The following is a 17826-nucleotide window of genomic DNA, read 5'->3' on the forward strand; positions in this document are numbered from 1 at the left end:
TTTCTGGAGTAAAATTCAACATTTTAATCTAATTTGATAAAAATTGAACTTTTACCACATTAATTTTCGATAGTGATAAACTTTTTATGACCTTTGCATTATAATAATAAAATTATAGAATATGAGAATTGCAGTTGTAGGTGCTACCGGAATGGTAGGCAACGTAATGTTAAAGTCATTAGAAGAACGGAATTTTCCGTTAACAGAATTGATTCCTGTTGCTTCTGAAAGATCAGTGGGTAAAAAGGTAACCTTTAAAGATAAGGAATATACCATTGTAAGTTTACAAGATGCAGTTGATATGCAACCTGATATTGCCTTATTTTCTGCTGGTGGAGATACTTCATTAGAATGGGCTCCAAAATTTGCTGCTGTAGGTACAACTGTAGTTGACAATTCTTCAGCTTGGCGGATGGATGCTACAAAAAAATTGATTGTACCAGAAATTAATGCAGATACCTTAACTGAAAACGATAAAATTATTGCCAACCCCAATTGTTCTACGATACAAATGGTAGTAGCCTTGGCTCCGTTGCATAAAAAATACGGAATTAAACGTTTGGTAATTTCTACGTACCAATCTATTACGGGTACAGGTGTAAAAGCGGTACAACAATTGGAAAATGAATATAAAGGTGAAAAAGGCGACATGGCTTACCACTACCCTATTCACAGAAATGCAATACCCCATTGTGATGTTTTTGAAGACAATGGCTATACCAAAGAAGAAATGAAATTGGTACGCGAAACTCAAAAAATATTAAATGACAATACCATAGCCGTTACTGCAACTGCAGTTAGAATACCTGTCGTTGGAGGACATAGTGAAGCTGTAAATATTGAATTTGAAAATGAATTTGATGTTTCTGAATTACGAAAGTTATTAAGTGATTCTCCTGGAGTTACTGTGCAAGATAATTTAGATACCAATACCTACCCAATGCCAATTTACGCACATGGTAAAGATGATGTTTTTGTGGGTAGAATTAGAAGAGATTTATCGCAACCTAAGACTTTAAATATGTGGATAGTTTCTGACAATTTGCGTAAAGGTGCTGCAACAAATACCATACAGATTGCTGAGTATTTAATGGAACATAATTTAGTAAATACTAAAGTAGTGTCTTAACTATCTTTTTACTCAAATTACACTAAAAAAACCGTCTAAAATTGATTTTAGACGGTTTTTTATTTTACAGCGGCTTAGTCGTTTTTAACGGTTAACAAATGGTAACGGAATAGTGAAAGAGATACTTTAGCCCTTACCTATCTACGATTTCATTGAAATTTACTAACTTGCTGATATAATAGATATATGTGTCATATAACACATATCCACTTGTTACCTGCAATATGAAAAATAAAATATTTTTATTTATGTTTTTTTTAATCCTATTGAATTCTTGTATTAATAATTCAAAAACTAACTTCGTGCATGCTAATGAATTAAGTAATAATACCACGAAAATTATAGACCAGTTAATTGAATATGGGGAAATTACAGGTCCATTTGTTGGCGAATCTGGTTCCAGGCCTGAACAATGGGACAATTTCATAGAATTCAAGAAAAATGCGACAGAACAAGAATTGGTACTCTTAATTCAACATCCGCATCCTATTATAAAATGTTATTCCTTTGATTTATTAGTAAGAAAACAAAATAAAAATACTTTTGAAATACTTAAATCTAGTTTAACCGACAGTTCAGCAGTTTATACTCAATATGGGTGCATTGGGAATAAGACACAGGTCAATGATTATTTCATAAGATCTGTTTTAGGTTTTGGACCAAAGAATGAATACATAACTGATAAACAGAATAACATCCTTGACAGTCTAATATTATTTCAACCGAATATAATAAGTGATTATAAAAATGGTCTCTTAGAGGATATTGAACCTAAGAAAGAAAATTATAACAGGATTAGAAACCTAGGCTTGGGCGGCAATAAATCGGCAGTTGTCGGGCTTGCAAAATTTCAAAAGATAGAAGACTTTAAAATCATAGACACTTTGTTACACCATGAATACACTTCTATTCAAGAATATGGATTAAGGGCGGTGAAAAATTATCCAGATAAGGTATTTTGGAATTCTATTAAGAATATTCACCTTAAACAAATAAAGAAATCAGGAAATTTTGACTATTCTCTAATCAGAGTATTGTACCAAGCATTAGTTCAATACAAAAATGAAGAATCAAGAGAATTGTTAGAGTTAACTCTAAATGAAGCAACGGAATCAGCATTGAAATATCACAAAGAATATATTTGGGTAGCTTTGAAGAAATATCCTGACAAAACATACAGCGGAATAATAGAAAAGATGAACTTCAGTGAATATGACCTAAACAATCTGGAATATGAATTGGACATATAAATAAAACTGCAGGTAACAACGGTTATATGCCATTAATTTCCGCATATTTATTGGGTTTTGGGCAAGTGCCTTTAAAACATTTTTTCTTCAAACAACTCATGCTCTTAGTAGGTATTGTTTGGGGAAACGCAAGGGCTACGTAAAAAAATATTTTAAAAGCGAAAAGGTTCGTATTTTATCTATTAACTTTATTGCTTTAACTGAGAAAATTAACGGCACATAGCCAAACGTTGGCACCAATTTAAAAAAATGAATCCGAATACTTTGTATGACATAAAATATAGAACTACCTTGATTGTCTTCACTGTTCTAATATTTCAAATTATTGGATGTAAACAGCTACCTGAAAAATCCGAAGATACTGAGAAATTAAGTAAAGTCAATTTCCATCATGTCCATCTAAATGTTACAGACAGAGATTCAACTATTGCATATTATCAAAAATACTTTGGTGCAACTCAAGTAAAATACCGAGATCGAGTGGATGCTCTTTTTACGGAAAAATCGTTTTTACTAATGAATCTTGTCGATACTGCACCATCAACACATTTAGGTTCTAGTTTATGGCATATTGGTTGGTCAGGTGTAGATGGTCAATCTGAATTTGATTGGAGAGTCAAAGAAGGAATAGCAGTACATACTCCCATTACGCCCCTTGGCGATAATTTTTGGATGTACTTTCGTGGCCCAGAGAATGAAGTCGTAGAGGTCTATACAGGAAATAAAAACCATAGATTTGAACACATACATTTACTATCAACGGATGTTAATAAAACTATGAACTGGTTTGAATCCCATCTTGGCTTGATTTCAGTATATGAAGAAGCGAAGCAATGGCAGAAAAACGAGCTTCGGTGGAAATGGAATTTATTAAACGTCAATAATATTAATATCATTGTATTTGGCAAACCTGTTGAGGAAGAATCATGGTGGTCTAACGAAGAAATTAAACCAACTGATGGTAGTGCCATCGATCATATTGGTTTTTCAACTGAAAATATTGAGTTTCTAATGAATAAAATGAGATCTGATGGGCTAGATATTGTTCATGATATAAAAATTGATCCTATTCATGGTATGAAAAGTTTTTTTGTTAGAGGTCCTGACAGTCTGCTAGTAGAAATAGTAGAGGAAAAGCTAATTCCCGAAGGTATTTGGCACTGATAATCCGAATAGAGTTCCTAGACTTCGGAATCCTATTCGGTTCGTATTTGCTAAATTAGTTGCATAGAACACGCAACTAAACATATTCAAGACATTAAGCAACATTTTGACAAAACCGCTAATAAATGATAAATTTTTTTAGAAAAATTAGACAAAATTTACTTTCCGAAGGAAAAACTGGAAAATATTTAAAATATGCCATTGGAGAAATTGTGCTTGTAGTTATCGGAATTTTAATTGCATTACAGATTAATAATTGGAATGAACAACGAAAAATTGAAAATTCTGAAATAGAGATTCTTAAAAGTTTAGAAACTGAATTAAAGCACAACCTTGTGGAACTCAAAGAGATTAATAATCGTCATAAGAAAGGATTCGATGATGGTATTTATCTTTTAAATCTCTTTGGAACTAATATTTCTAATATTTCAGAATTTAAACTGGATTCTCTGGTGTCAAATGTCTTGAGCGGATATTCATTCGAAGCTAAAGATGGATACGTCAAATCATTGATTTCATCAAACAAAATAGACTACATACAAAATTCTGAATTGAAATCGTACATCTCATCTTTTGAATCTATGATTATAGATGCGAATCAAGAAGATGGATTTATAAGAAGACTATTAAACGAGCGTTTTTGGCCAGCGACAGATGGTAAAATAAACTGTCTAAATGGTTTAGCCACTACTGGCACATATGAAGAATTCCCAAAAGGTACCTACTCATCAGATTATGAATGGTTCTTCAGTAATCGTGAAATGGAGGATTTGTTTGCAAATATACTTGCTTGGAGAAAAGAGAATGTAGTAGATGAACAGCTTTTTATTGATAAAATGGAAAGAATGATTCAAATTATAAATAACGAATTAAAAGAAAAATAACGAAAGTAAACATAAGCCGTGTAAAAATAATTGCTTGGTTTTAAACATTTCACAAAAGGCCTCCCATGCCCAAAAGCGTGGCAGGTCGGATTTTCTCACGAAGCGTCGGGACGGTTTTTATTTACTAAATTAGAAGTTTCATATTCGCCACAAAACATATTCCAAATGATAGCAACAATTAAAACACAAATATGAAAAGAATATTTTTTATACTTATGATTATCATTTTCTCTTCATCAATTTATGGTCAACTAGAGCAACCAAATGAAAAGAAATTGGATTCTTTGAAAACTAAACTCGAAACCCTTTTTATGGAAGACCAACTTTTCAGAAGATTGTATCAAGATGCTGAAAAGAAATTTGGAAAAGATTCGGATGAAATGGAATACTTCTGGAAAGTTGTTGAAGAACAGGATAAAAGAATTGAAATAGAGTTTATTAAAATGCTTGAAAAATACGGATGGCTTGGAAGTAATCAAGTTGGTAGATTAGCAAATGGTGCTCTATTTAGTATAATCCAACATAGTTCGATTGAGACAAAAGAAAAGTATGCTCCACTAATGAAAGAGTCTGTTTTAAGAAAGGAATCTCAGCCAATGCACTATGCCAGATTGATTGACAGAATGCTTGTCAACAACAAAAAACCACAAATCTATGGGTCGCAGACTACGAATGATAAAAATGGAAATGCAATTTTTTTCGAAATAGAAAAACCCGAATTTGTGAACAAGAGAAGAAAGGAAATTAATCTGGCTGGAATTGAAAGTTTTGCAAAAGAAAGAGGTATCGAATGGAGTATTACTCAAAAGGAAAAATAACTATTGCCTACAAGAACTGAGGTGTAACGCAAGTATATTTAATTGCCTAGATCTAAACACTTACTTACGTTGCTAACGCCAGTTCGCTAAGCTGATGTATTAACCAATTCCCCTTTAGTCCATTTTTGCTAAGTTAGGTACCTAGAACATGCAACAAACCTTATACATGACCGTTATACTTTTCTATGACCCGTCCAGAAATAGGTATACAATAATCAAAAAGTATCCCTATAAAAATGACAGCGTAACTAGAGGACGTTCAGTGAACCTTTTACATTAAAAAATTTAGTCAAGAAATATGCCAGATAAAAAAGCAATAGAACGTCTAGAGAATGCAAATTTTAAAGAAAACTCACCTTACAGTAATAGTTTTCGACTCAATGATAAAGGACAGATTGTCGATCTGAATATTTCAGGCGAAGACCTTTCTGAATTTGATTTCATCAACGAACTATCAAATTTGCAGACTTTAAGATTACATCGTATTAAAACAAGCGATTTAAAAACTTTAGTAAATTTACCGAATTTAACAAGCATTGATTTTTCGTATTGTAAGATTCAAGATTTTAAGATTTTGGCAAGTCTACCAAATCTTTCCGCTTTGAAATTCATTGAAAATAAAATCACAAGTTTCACATTTTTGGAGCAGTTCCCTAAATTGAAATCGCTGTCCATTCGTTATGAAGATAAGCTGAAGGATTTTGATTTTTTAGCAAAGCTTAATCTTGAATCGTTAACACTCGAAGGAGCATATATTAAAGATTTTGGTTTTTTAGAGCATCTAAAGGAATTACAGCACCTCGAATTGCCGATGAACAAAATTACGGAGGTAAATTTTTTAGATGGCTTAACCCAATTAAGGAACCTAGATTTGTCGAGGAACTACATCACTGAGGTGAAGATTTCAGACAGCTTACCCCATCTAATAGAGCTTAATTTGTCGATGAACAGTTTCGAGGATCTGAGCTTTTTAGATCATCTACCGCAACTAACGACACTAGATCTCTCTTATACTGCAATCAGTGATTCAAAGCCTTTCGAAGATTTAACAAAACTGACCACTTTAAACTTGGGCATAACTAAAATTTCCGATTTTAAATTTTTAGGAAAAATGCAACTTGAATCCTTAAGCCTTAGCGATGCTAATATTGAGGCTTTTGAAATTTCTGAAAGTCTAAAAGGGCTTAAGCACCTCAATTTGTCTAGGAATCAAATAGAGGATATGACGTTTTTAGAATCCTTACCCAAGCTAACAACACTAGATCTATCTCGAACTAAAATCACCGATTCATTACCATTAGCAGCCTTAACAAAGCTCTCCTCTTTGAACTTAGAAAGAACGCGAATTTCCGACTTTAGTTTTTTGGGGCAACTTCAACTTGAATCCTTAATACTAAAAAATACAAAAATTAAGACCTTTGAATTCTTTGATAGTCTAAAAGGATTAAAACACTTAGATTTATCGGATAATAAAATCACAGACATCGCTTTTTTAGAGAACTTTTCTCAACTGACAACACTCGATCTTTCTTCGAATTCATTGGACGATTCAAAACCATTATCTGGTTTAACAAGTCTCACTTCTTTGATTTTAGAATCTACAGATATTGAAGATTTTAGTTTTATCAAGAGCTTATCAAGTCTCAGAAAATTAGATCTTTCTTGTAATGACTTGGAGGATATCAGCTTTTTAGAACCTTTACACGAATTGCTGTTCTTAAATTTAAGCGACAATGAAATTTCCGACTTGGAACCATTAGCGAAGCTCACTTTATTGAACAATCTAAATCTTGAAACCAATGAAATAACAAGCGTAACAGCCTTAAAAGATCTAAGTCGTCTTACTGAGTTGGATTTATCTTCGAATGAGATCTCCGATGGTACAGGATTAGAAGATAAAACGCATTTAATTGATTTAAATTTGAGCAATAATGAGATTGAGGATATTTCCTTTCTTCAACATTCTATAGATCTAACCTATTTAAAATTAAATGAAAATAGAATCTCAAATTTAAAGCCGATCGAAAATATGGATGGGCTCTATTCACTTCGTTTAAATGACAATGAAATTAAAACGATTGACGCTTTAGAGAATTTGATGGAACTAGAAATTCTTATGCTTAATAATAACCAAATCGTAGATATTAAGCCACTTGAAAACCTCCCGAAATTGCGTGATTTAAAACATGAGGGAAATAATATTCCAAATGAAAAAGAGGTCATATCTGATGCTGATCTCGCTAGGTACAAAGCATGTTATAAAACATTCCAAGCATTAGAAGAAAAACCGCAAGGGATGACTTGTGAAATTGGCGACCCCTTAGAATTTGGTGATATGACTTTTCGTTTAGATGATTTTGATTCTTTTTATGATATGTTAGGGATGCTCGAAATGAAGAATTTTGATGAAGAATTATTGGTAAGATTCCCGCAATACGTTGCCTTAGCTGCTGTTGATTTAGAGCGGGTTAAATTATTTGATTCGTTCTGTGAATATGTATTATTTGTAGATACAAGTTCCCCTAAATATCCCGTTGTAATTTTTGATTATACTACCCAGTTTGATGTTGTTTATGAAACCTTTGAAGAATTTTATAATGAACTAAGAATTTATGAATAAAGCAATATGATATGTATTGGTTTGAGGTTATTAAAAAACTTTATTCGAGCAAATTCGTTAGGTGTTTTGAATTAATTTTTGTGACTCATTTACTTTGATACAAAGGAGGTATTATCCAAATTCGGAAGTTTTTAACTCTGATGAGATTTGCATCAATATATAATATATGATTTGAATAAAAAATAACGACCACCAACAAATTACTGAGGTGTAACACAAGTAAAAATTGTTTTAATTTATAGAATGAAATAAGATATCACTTATCTTTAGACTTTAAAACAGCAAATATGGCATCTAAATTTATAGCATAAATTATCCCGAAGATTCGAGATTACCCTGTAGCCATGTTATAGCACGTGACAATAGAAATTAACACGAAATTTTAACAAGAAAAAAATAAAAGAGTAGAATTGTGAATTTTATAAAGACCGATAAGAAAGAAAAAATAAAAAACTTAAGAGTTAAACTTTATGAAAGATTGACTGCTCCAATTGACGCAATGTGGGAGTTGCTCTATATTGCATCTTCCCAACATTATTTAATTGAACACAATAATTCTCAAATAGGTTATTGCTGTATTGATGAAAAAAATACACTTATACAGATTTTCCTTTTAGAAGAATCTATTTATGTAATGGAAAAGGCAATTAATGAGTTAATAAGTTTAAAACTGATAAATTCTGCAAGTCTGAGTTCAAATGAACCTATTGGATTCAATGCATGCCTATTTCATTCTAAATCTACCAAGGCAAATACCTTCTGTTTTGAGCATTTAAATACAGCAATTAAGGTAAATTCAACATTGAATATAGAATTAGTTTCACCTGATGATATTACAACTATTAAAGCTTTTTTGAAAGAACAGGTTGGAATGGATGATACTTTTGGTTATACTGAAAACCTTGTTTCAAGAAAAGAGATTTTTATGATTAAGGAATCGGATGTTATTATTGCCACGAGTGAATGTAGAATGAGCGATTCACAACCTGAGATTGCCGATTTAGGAATTATAGTAAACAAAAATTATCAAGGCAAAGGAATTGCAACACAAGTAATGAAAATGCAAGTAAATAGAGTATTAAAATCTGATAGAAAACCGATTTGCTCAACAACATTGGATAATATAGCTTCAAAAAAAGCAATTGAAAAATCAGGGTTTTATTGTTCTAATATTATTTTTGACATTACTTTTTAAAATACAGATAGAGAGAAATAGAAATAGAAATAGAAAGAAGTACTAAGCACCGCAAAGAACTGAGATAAAAAATATTTAAAATAAAACAATAAATTAGTTATAAAAACATGAAAAAGACAACTGTAATTGTTATCATCTTAAGCCTGCTGCTCCACTCCTGTAAAAAAAACGAGCAGTATAATGAATATGCAGATGCTACAATTACTACGTTGCAAAAATGGTATAATACAGATACTGGGTTGTATGACACGACAAGTTGGTGGAATGCTGCCAATGCATTGACTGCAATTATTGATTATTCTAGAATAACAGGTTCTAAGAAATATCTCAATGTTATTGAAAATTCTTTTGAGACCTGTAAAGAATTTGAAGTTGAAATGCCTGACCCTAAAGACAATTGGATTTGCCGAAATTTTATCAATGACTATTACGATGATGAGGGTTGGTGGGTATTAGCTTGGATCGACGCCTTTGATCTTACAAAAGATGACAAATACCTTAAAATGGCACGCATCACTTTTAATGATATGGCAACAGGCTGGGATGATGTTTGTGACGGTGGTATCTATTGGAAAAAACCAAAGATTGGTAAATCAGCGGTACAAAATGAACTATTTATGCTGAGTGCAATACGTTTACATCAAAGAGGTGGAGGCAAAACACTTGGGAAAAATTATCTTGAGTGGGCAGAAGACACCTTAGAATGGTTTATGAATTCGGGAATGTTAAATGAAAAACATCTTGTAGAAAATGGTTTAAATAAGCAATGTGAAGTAAGCGTTGGAAGTTTCCACACGTATAACCAAGGTATGATTTTGAGTGCATTAGTAGAATTATATAAAGAAAAACATGATGAGTTACTGTTAGACTTGGCTCATAAAATTGCTAATGCTACCATTACTCATATGGTTTATGAAAATGGGATTCTAAAAGATCCAAAAGAACCAAATCTTAATGGTGACGCCACTCAATTTAAAGGCATTTTCATGCGACATTTGGGATTTCTATACGCTACGTCACCAAGAGTAGCGTACAAAACGTTTATCTTAAAAAATGCCGATGTTATTTGGTCTGTTGCCAGAGATTCAACGAACAATGAAATAGGTGGTATATGGAATGCTCATCCAAAAAAAACCGATGCATCAAGCCAAAGCTCTGCACTTGATGCTTTTAATGCCGCTATGATTGTAAGTGGTAGCAATTAAGAATTTGTTAATGACCCCAACTATTGTAATATCTTATTTTAAAAAACAAACTTAGACCCTTTAAATACAATTGCTAATTCTCGCCTATTTATGAAACACGAAGAATCGAGGCTCGCGTTCTGAGACTTCGGAATTTCAATCTAAGCGTCGGGACGGTTTTTATTTACTAAATTAGTTGCTTAACCACGAACTAATTATTTACGAACCTATTGTGTCTCATATCAAATGAACACAATATATCGATAAAAAATTGTGTTATTTAACGTATCAATAGAGTAGAACATGAAATATCATTATTTATTATTGACATTTTTGTTTATGTCAACAATAACTCGTAGCCAAACAAATGAATTTAGTGCAAGTAATTTACGTTGTGAGTATTTGGAAAATCCGATCGCCGTTGATGTCAAGAACCCTCGATTTACTTGGAAAATAGAAGATAAAAAGAGAGGTGCGTTACAATCATCTTACCAAATAGTGATCGATATAGATTCGTCTAATGTGGCAGTAGGAATTGGCAAAATATGGGATACGGGCAAAATTTCCAGCAACTCAACTTTAACACGCTATACAGGCAATCAACTATTACCGTTTACAACCTATTATTGGGCGGTAACTGTGTGGAATAAGGACAATAAAAGGCATTCTACCTCTGAGGTGGCTAATTTCAGGACTGGAATGATACAATCTTCCAATTGGAAAGGATCTTGGATTATGGATACCAATGATATTTCATTAAAACCAGCAGCCTATTTTAGAAAAGAATTTACCCTTTCTAAAGAATTGAAATCCGCCTACATTTATACTGCGGTAGCTGGATTGTACGAACTTGAACTAAATGGTGTTAGAGTTGGAGATCACCAGCTTGATCCTACATTTACACGTTTTGACGTTAGAAATCTATATGTTACCTACAACATTACCAATTTGCTCAAGAAAAAGAATGCCATAAGTATATTGTTAGGAAACGGTTGGTATAACCATCAATCAACTGCCGTTTGGAATTTTCATGAAGCTTTATGGAGAGGAAGACCCCGGTTCTGTTTGGATCTAAGGTTGGAATATACTGATGGAACGATAGAAATTATTTCTACCGATAAAAGTTGGAAAACATCTTTAAGTCCTGTTGTTCTAAACAGTATTTATACTGGAGAACAATACAATGCGAATCTTGAGGAAGTTGGATATAATAAGGTTAGCTTTAATGATTCTTTATGGAAGAATAGCATAGTAACGCAGGCACCTTCAAAAAACATTGTTTCTCAGCAACTGCATCCAATTCGAGCTATTGAAGAAATAGTACCAAAAAGTATTCGAAAAATAAGTGATAAAAAATATATTTTTGATTTAGGCAGAAATATTTCAGGAGTGACAAAACTCAGTGTTTCAGGGCAACCACAAACTGAAATTAGGATAATTCATTCGGAGATTCTTGACAAAAAAGGAAACTTAAATTTATCAAACATTAACCTTCATTACAGACCTACAGACAATACCGATCCCTTTCAAACAGATATCTATACCCTCAAAGGTGTAGGAATTGAAACATTTTCTCCAAAATTTAATTATAAGGGCTTTCAGTATGTCGAGGTAAACAGTAGCGAGCCTATAAAACTGACAAAAGAAAGTTTGACAGGTATAGTATTGCATAGTGATGTACCAAAAATTGGTTATATAAATAGTTCAAACAACACCTTGAATAAAATTTGGGAAGCTACAAATAACTCGTATTTATCAAATCTATTTGGTTACCCTACAGACTGTCCTCAACGAGAAAAAAATGGTTGGACAGGAGATGCCCATATTGCAAATGAAACCGGACTTTATAATTTTGATGGAATTACAGTCTATGAAAAATGGCTTGAAGACCATAGGGACGAACAACAAGCAAACGGTGTTCTGCCATCCATCATTCCATCAAGTGGATGGGGATATGATTGGGGGAATGGTCCAGACTGGACAAGCACCATCGCTATTATACCATGGAACATCTATTTGTTTTACGGTGATTCTACACTATTGGAAAATTGTTATTTAAACATAAAAAGGTATGTTGATCACATTACCGAAATAAGTGAAGGCAATTTGACTACTTGGGGATTAGGAGACTGGATACCGGTTACATCAAAACCTCCTGTTGAATATACATCTTCCATTTATTATTTTGTTGACGTTTCTATTCTTGCTAAAGCCGCAAAGCTTTTAGGATATGAATCTGATTTTGTTCAATATTCAAAACTGGCAGAAGAGATTAAATCTGCCTTCAATAAAAAATACTTTAACAAAGAAACTGGCATATATGGTAAAGGATCACAAACAGAACTCAGCATCTCCCTTCATTGGGGAATGGTCCCTGAAGGTGCAGAGGAACTAGTTGCCAAAAATTTGGCAGATAGGGTAATTAAAGATAATAAACACATTAATGTTGGACTCTTGGGTAGCAAAACTATTCTTAATGCTTTAAGTGATAATGGTTATGCCGAATTAGCCTATGAAGTGGCTTCGCAGGAAACGTTTCCTTCATGGGGCTGGTGGATTGTAAATGGATTTAAAACCCTACCTGAAAATTGGGATTTGGAAAAGGAAAAGAATGACATTTCTCACAATCATATTATGTTTGGGGAAATAAGTGCATGGTATTTTAAGGCACTTGGTGGTATTAAGTCAGACCCAAATAATCCCGGTTTTAGAAAATTTTTACTTGAACCAAACTTTGTAAAAGGATTAGATTATTTTGAAGCCAAGTTCAATTCCCCACAGGGTGAAATAACGAGTTCATGGAAAAGAATTGATAATAAGATTCGCTATCATGTCGTAATTCCAGCTAATAGTGGATGTAGTCTTACGCTAAAAGTAAATAAAATATCAAAGAATATGCATCAGTTTATTTCGAAAAAAGAACACAGACTAATTCATTTAAATTTAGAATCTGGAACTTACAATATTGAAATTAATTAGTCGCGTTAGAATAAGATACGAAAACACATCAATGGCTATACGAAATTGCTTGTTCAGTCCTACTTATACCCCCTGAAGTGTCGGTATAATTTTAACCTGTAACCATATTATAGGACGAGACACTTTAAAAGTATCATCCATTGTTGTAGTAATCAATAAAACAGATGAAAAGGTCTTTCCGATATGCGATTTCATAACCACGAGGCTGATCTAATGTAAGCTTATTTTCCTTACCCTAAAAATCTCTCAAAGAAAGAGAAATTGAGATAAATGTAACCTAAGTTACATTTATATAAAATACTAATCGTACATTTACGATGGTGAATATAAAATGAGTCCTATTGGATGAGTTGGCATTAAAATAAATGTTTATTGATAACTACCTTTAACCTATAAAAACAATAAACATAATCAGATGAAAAGAAGTTTAGAGCATATAGAATACAAGGAAAACACAGAAGCTTTGGCCAGATTTGCTAAAGCTTTGGGACATCCAACACGTATTGCTATTTTAAAGCATCTTGAAAATCAATCCTGTTGTTTCACTGGAGATTTGGTTGAAGTATTTCCATTAGCACAATCTACAATTTCTCAACATCTTAAAGAATTAAAAAATGCGGGTCTAATTCAAGGAGAATTAAAACCGCCAAAAATAAAGTACTGTATTGATCAAGAAAATTGGAAGATTGCAAAAACATTATTTCAACAATTTTTTGATTGATATTTTTTTAATAATCATATCGCCTATTTGCGATAAACAAATTTAAATATTATGAGTAAAGTAATTAAAGTATTAGGTACTGGTTGTCCAAAATGTCAATCAATGACAAGTGTTGTTACAGATGTTATTTCAGAAAACAATATTGATGCTACCCTAGAAAAAGTTGAAGACATCATGGAAATCATGAAATACAACGTAATGAGCACACCCGCATTAGTAATAGATGATGTTATTACAATAAAAGGTAGAATCCCATCAAAAGATGAAGTATTGAAGCTTTTAAAATCATAAATTTTATATTATGAATTATCATATCAAAGCGTCTTCAATCTCAAATGAAGATGGTGTTATTCATATAAAAGAATCAAATATAGAATTCGGCACCACTTTAAAAACTGCTGAAACCTTGCCAAATCCTGCTGAATTATTCTTGGGTTCATTTGCTGCTTGTATGCTTAAAAACGTAGAACGGTTTTCAGCTATGATGAAATTCACGTATTCAAAAGCAACACTTGACGTAAATGCTACACGTCTTGAACATCCGCCAAGAATGGACCATATCGTTTACAATTTGATTATCTACAGCAACGATAAAAAGTTGAATACCGATTTGTTAAAAAAGAACATTGAAAAATTTGGTACCATCTACAACACTGTTAAATTATCTTGTACCATTTCGGGGACTATCAACACAATTGAAAATGTTTGACTGGATACAAAATATAGCCGATTGGTTTGTTTATGATATTTTAAATTTGAACAAAGGACAACATTTGGCAGAAGCCCTCAATTTCTTTATTTACGACACCGCCAAGATTTTAATTTTACTTTTTGTTATTATTTTTTTAATGGGAATAGTCAATAGTTACTTTCCCATAGACAAGGTTAAAAACTATCTGTCAAGAAATAAATTATACGGATTAGAATATCTTATGGCAAGTCTTTTTGGTGTAGTTACACCTTTTTGTTCTTGCTCATCAGTCCCTTTATTTATAGGTTTTGTTAGAGGAGGAATACCACTGGGTGTCACTTTTGCATTTCTTATTACGTCACCTTTAGTGAACGAAGTTGCCATAGGACTTTTTGTTGGGTTATTCGGACTTAAAACCACCATTATTTATGTGGTAAGTGGTATTTTGTTAGGAACTATTTCTGGAGTAATTCTTCAAAAATTAAAATTGGAATCCTATTTAACACCTTGGGTAAAAGAAGTATTGGCAAATGCACAAAAAGATCAAGATACTTTTATTGCAGAAAAACAAACCTTAAAACAACGATTGCCCTTTATTTGGGATGAAGTACTGAAAATCCTTAAAGGTGTAATCCCCTATGTCATTGTAGGAATAGCGGTTGGTGGTTTAATGCATGGTTATATTCCTGAAGGTTTTTTTGAACAGTACATGGCTAAAGACAATCTATTTGCAGTGCCAATTGCTACCCTATTAGCCGTACCCATGTATTCAAATGCCTCAGGTATATTACCAGTTGCCCAAGTTTTAGTAGCCAAAGGAATTCCCCTAGGCACAGCCATTGCATTTATGATGGGTGTTGTTGGGCTATCATTACCAGAAGCGATGCTTTTAAAAAAGGTAATGACCTTCAAACTCATTGCGATCTTTTTTGGTGTTGTAACACTTTGCATTATCATTTCAGGATATTTATTCAACATATTATTATAAACCATAAAACAATAAAAATGAAAATCATCAAATTTTTAACCATTTTAACTATCGGCTTAATGCTAACCGCCTGCAATGGACAAAGCAAAAAAAACGATCAATCTTTAGACCAATCCATTTCAAAAATAGAAGTATTGGACTTCCACTCTACTCATAGATGTATGACCTGTAAAGCCATTGAAGCGAATACAAAATATACATTAGACACTTACTTTTCAAAGCAATTAAAAACTGAAGAAATCACATTTCAAGTTATTGATGTAGATAAAAAGGAGAACGAAAAGATTGCTGAAAAATTTCAAGCCTCCGGAACAGCTTTGATTCTTAATGTGATAAAAAATGGTAAAGAAAAACAAATTGATTTAACAGAATTTGCCTTTATGGAAGGAAATGACAAAGATGCTTTTTCTAAAGAACTAAAAACGAAAATTGATACTGAGCTAAAAACATTCTAAATGGAGTTTCTACAATCCCTTTTAGAGAATTACAACATTCCCATATTATCCACATTGATACTCGGACTAATGACAGCCATTAGTCCGTGTCCTTTGGCAACCAACATAACGGCAACAGCCTTTATTTCTAAAAATATTTCGAGTAAGCGGAAAGTTTTTTTGAGTGGTTTATTATACTCTTTAGGAAGAGGTTTTAGTTATACTGCCATTGGATTAATTCTATATTTTGGTGCAAGTAAATTTCATATAGCTAGATTTTTCAATCAGAACGGAGAAAAATATTTAGGACCATTATTAATCATAATCGGCTTGATAATGCTTAACGTTATTAAACTCAATTTCCTCGGAAAATCTAATTTTCAAGAAAAACTATCCGAAAAATTCAAGGATAAAGGTTTGTTAGGTTCTTTTCTAATAGGTGTCATTTTTGCAATGGCATTTTGTCCATATAGTGGAGCTTTGTTTTTTGGTATGTTAATCCCGATGACCATTGCATCAGCAGACGGACTTTATTTGCCTATAATATTTGCATTCGGAACAGGATTACCTGTAATTCTTTTCACTTATTTATTAGCATTTACAGCAGGGAAAATAGGTGTGTTCTACAACAGAATAACGAAAATTGAAAAAATAATGAGAACAGTCGCAGGGCCAGTTTTTATATTGACTGGATTGTATTACATTTCCATTTTTACAGGAATATTGGAATAGATAAATACTAAAAAGGCATTCACATTTACACCAAACCATAAAAGGAATAGAGCAACTGTTATTAGAAGTGATTTCACAATAAAACGATGATGCAAATAAAAGGCCATTGGTTACGTTAATAAGTGCACTACCGAATTGCATTCATTAAATCAACCCAATAAAAAAATGACTTGGAAAAATACTTTTACTACATTAATTATAGCACTTTCTACTTTAATTCTAATACAAATAGGCAACATAGTTCAATATGGATTTGGAATTATAATGAATCCCTTTGGATTTATAAGCTTTGCCGGTTTAATTATTTTTTCCATTTACATTTATTTTATAAACAAAGCATTTGAACAAAATAAACAAAATAATAGTCTTAAAAATTTAGAGTATGCCAGCTATGTATTTATAGCATTAAATGTAATTCCTATTGTTAGAAGTATTTTTTTTATTGCTCTAAGTTATCAAACTTTTAAAGTTACTATATGGTTAATTCCAATGCTAATCAGCATATTAACTATTGGCTTGCTAATTCATTCTTTTATTCTTAGAAAAAAGACATTTGGCAGTTTTCTTAAGGTTAAAAATGACGAATTGGTTTATGACTTAGAATCTTTAAAACATAAATCTTTTGAAACAGACAAGCAAAGATTAGAAGTATGTAAATTATGTACAAATAGAACTTTTGATAAAAATGTTGGAATGGTATGTTCTTTAACTCTTGTTAAACCAACTTTTAAAAGCATGTGTACTGATTTCAGTTTAGATACTAAAGAATACCAAAAAAGAGTTAATGAAGTCATAGAGAATGGTAAAAACTCAAAGAAGAAATCAGTTTGGGCATATATTGTAACTGCAATTATTATTATTAGAATCATTATTAAGATAATACAAAGTAGTTAATTACGTGTTTTATATTAATCTTACAACTGAACTTATGTAATAAAAATGTACCATGCACCGCGAACTTTTATAAAGTGTAGCTCACAAAAATACTGTTAAAGAACTAATTGCTTATGTAAAAGAGGCACGAGATAATGGCACCA

16 protein-coding genes are annotated in these 17826 nt (G+C 32.2%); all 16 read left to right on the forward strand.

The features are described 5' to 3' along the window. The first annotated feature begins 121 nt into the window (after nucleotides 1-121). Entirely contained in the window at nucleotides 122-1129 is a 1008-nt protein-coding gene (locus D3P13_RS08520; protein WP_117881352.1) for an aspartate-semialdehyde dehydrogenase, read from the forward strand. Between the two features lie 224 nt (nucleotides 1130-1353). Further along, nucleotides 1354-2379 (forward strand): hypothetical protein, encoded by a 1026-nt coding sequence (locus tag D3P13_RS08525; RefSeq protein WP_117881355.1) that lies wholly within the window; start codon nucleotides 1354-1356, stop codon nucleotides 2377-2379. A gap of 249 nt (nucleotides 2380-2628) precedes the next feature. Continuing rightward, a complete protein-coding gene (locus tag D3P13_RS08530; protein WP_117881358.1) occupies nucleotides 2629-3543 on the forward strand; it encodes a VOC family protein in 915 nt (304 codons plus the stop codon). Nucleotides 3544-3668: 125 nt separating this feature from the next. Beyond that, on the forward strand, nucleotides 3669-4427 hold the full coding sequence (locus D3P13_RS08535; protein ID WP_117881361.1) for a DUF6090 family protein: 759 nt from the start codon (nucleotides 3669-3671) through the stop codon (nucleotides 4425-4427). Between the two features lie 215 nt (nucleotides 4428-4642). Continuing rightward, a complete protein-coding gene (locus D3P13_RS08540) occupies nucleotides 4643-5245 on the forward strand; it encodes a DUF6624 domain-containing protein (RefSeq protein WP_232829160.1) in 603 nt (200 codons plus the stop codon). Nucleotides 5246-5543: 298 nt separating this feature from the next. Further along, on the forward strand, nucleotides 5544-7865 hold the full coding sequence (locus tag D3P13_RS08545; protein ID WP_117881367.1) for a leucine-rich repeat domain-containing protein: 2322 nt from the start codon (nucleotides 5544-5546) through the stop codon (nucleotides 7863-7865). 412 nt (nucleotides 7866-8277) lie between these two features. Further along, entirely contained in the window at nucleotides 8278-9060 is a 783-nt protein-coding gene (locus D3P13_RS08550; protein ID WP_117881369.1) for a GNAT family N-acetyltransferase, read from the forward strand. 107 nt (nucleotides 9061-9167) lie between these two features. Next, nucleotides 9168-10265, forward strand: a complete 1098-nt coding sequence (locus D3P13_RS08555; RefSeq protein ID WP_117881371.1) for a glycoside hydrolase family 76 protein — start codon at nucleotides 9168-9170, stop codon at nucleotides 10263-10265. A 318-nt stretch (nucleotides 10266-10583) separates the two neighbouring features. Next, on the forward strand, nucleotides 10584-13223 hold the full coding sequence (locus D3P13_RS08560) for an alpha-L-rhamnosidase (RefSeq protein ID WP_198679997.1): 2640 nt from the start codon (nucleotides 10584-10586) through the stop codon (nucleotides 13221-13223). 415 nt (nucleotides 13224-13638) lie between these two features. Continuing rightward, the gene (locus tag D3P13_RS08565) at nucleotides 13639-13944 is read left to right on the forward strand and encodes an ArsR/SmtB family transcription factor (protein WP_117881375.1); all 306 of its coding nucleotides are present in this window, start codon (nucleotides 13639-13641) and stop codon (nucleotides 13942-13944) included. Between the two features lie 51 nt (nucleotides 13945-13995). Beyond that, nucleotides 13996-14235: a thioredoxin family protein gene (locus D3P13_RS08570; RefSeq protein ID WP_117881377.1), complete on the forward strand. Its 240-nt coding sequence runs from the start codon at nucleotides 13996-13998 to the stop codon at nucleotides 14233-14235. 10 nt (nucleotides 14236-14245) lie between these two features. After that, the gene (locus tag D3P13_RS08575; RefSeq protein WP_117881379.1) at nucleotides 14246-14653 is read left to right on the forward strand and encodes an OsmC family protein; all 408 of its coding nucleotides are present in this window, start codon (nucleotides 14246-14248) and stop codon (nucleotides 14651-14653) included. After that, a complete protein-coding gene (locus D3P13_RS08580; RefSeq protein ID WP_117881381.1) occupies nucleotides 14646-15623 on the forward strand; it encodes a permease in 978 nt (325 codons plus the stop codon). Before D3P13_RS08575 ends, D3P13_RS08580 begins: the two co-directional genes overlap by 8 nt. A 17-nt stretch (nucleotides 15624-15640) precedes the next feature. Beyond that, nucleotides 15641-16078, forward strand: coding sequence for a nitrophenyl compound nitroreductase subunit ArsF family protein (locus D3P13_RS08585; protein WP_117881383.1), 438 nt, complete (start codon nucleotides 15641-15643; stop codon nucleotides 16076-16078). Then, nucleotides 16079-16789, forward strand: a complete 711-nt coding sequence (locus tag D3P13_RS08590; protein WP_117881385.1) for an aromatic aminobenezylarsenical efflux permease ArsG family transporter — start codon at nucleotides 16079-16081, stop codon at nucleotides 16787-16789. It abuts the gene before it with no gap. A 165-nt stretch (nucleotides 16790-16954) separates the two neighbouring features. Continuing rightward, nucleotides 16955-17683 carry a hypothetical protein gene (locus tag D3P13_RS08595; protein WP_117881387.1) on the forward strand — a complete coding sequence of 243 codons (729 nt, stop codon included), beginning with the start codon at nucleotides 16955-16957 and terminating at the stop codon, nucleotides 17681-17683. The last annotated feature ends 143 nt before the right edge of the window (nucleotides 17684-17826 follow it).

Source organism: Aureibaculum luteum, from assembly GCF_003449015.1.
GTDB lineage: Bacteria > Bacteroidota > Bacteroidia > Flavobacteriales > Flavobacteriaceae > Aureibaculum > Aureibaculum luteum.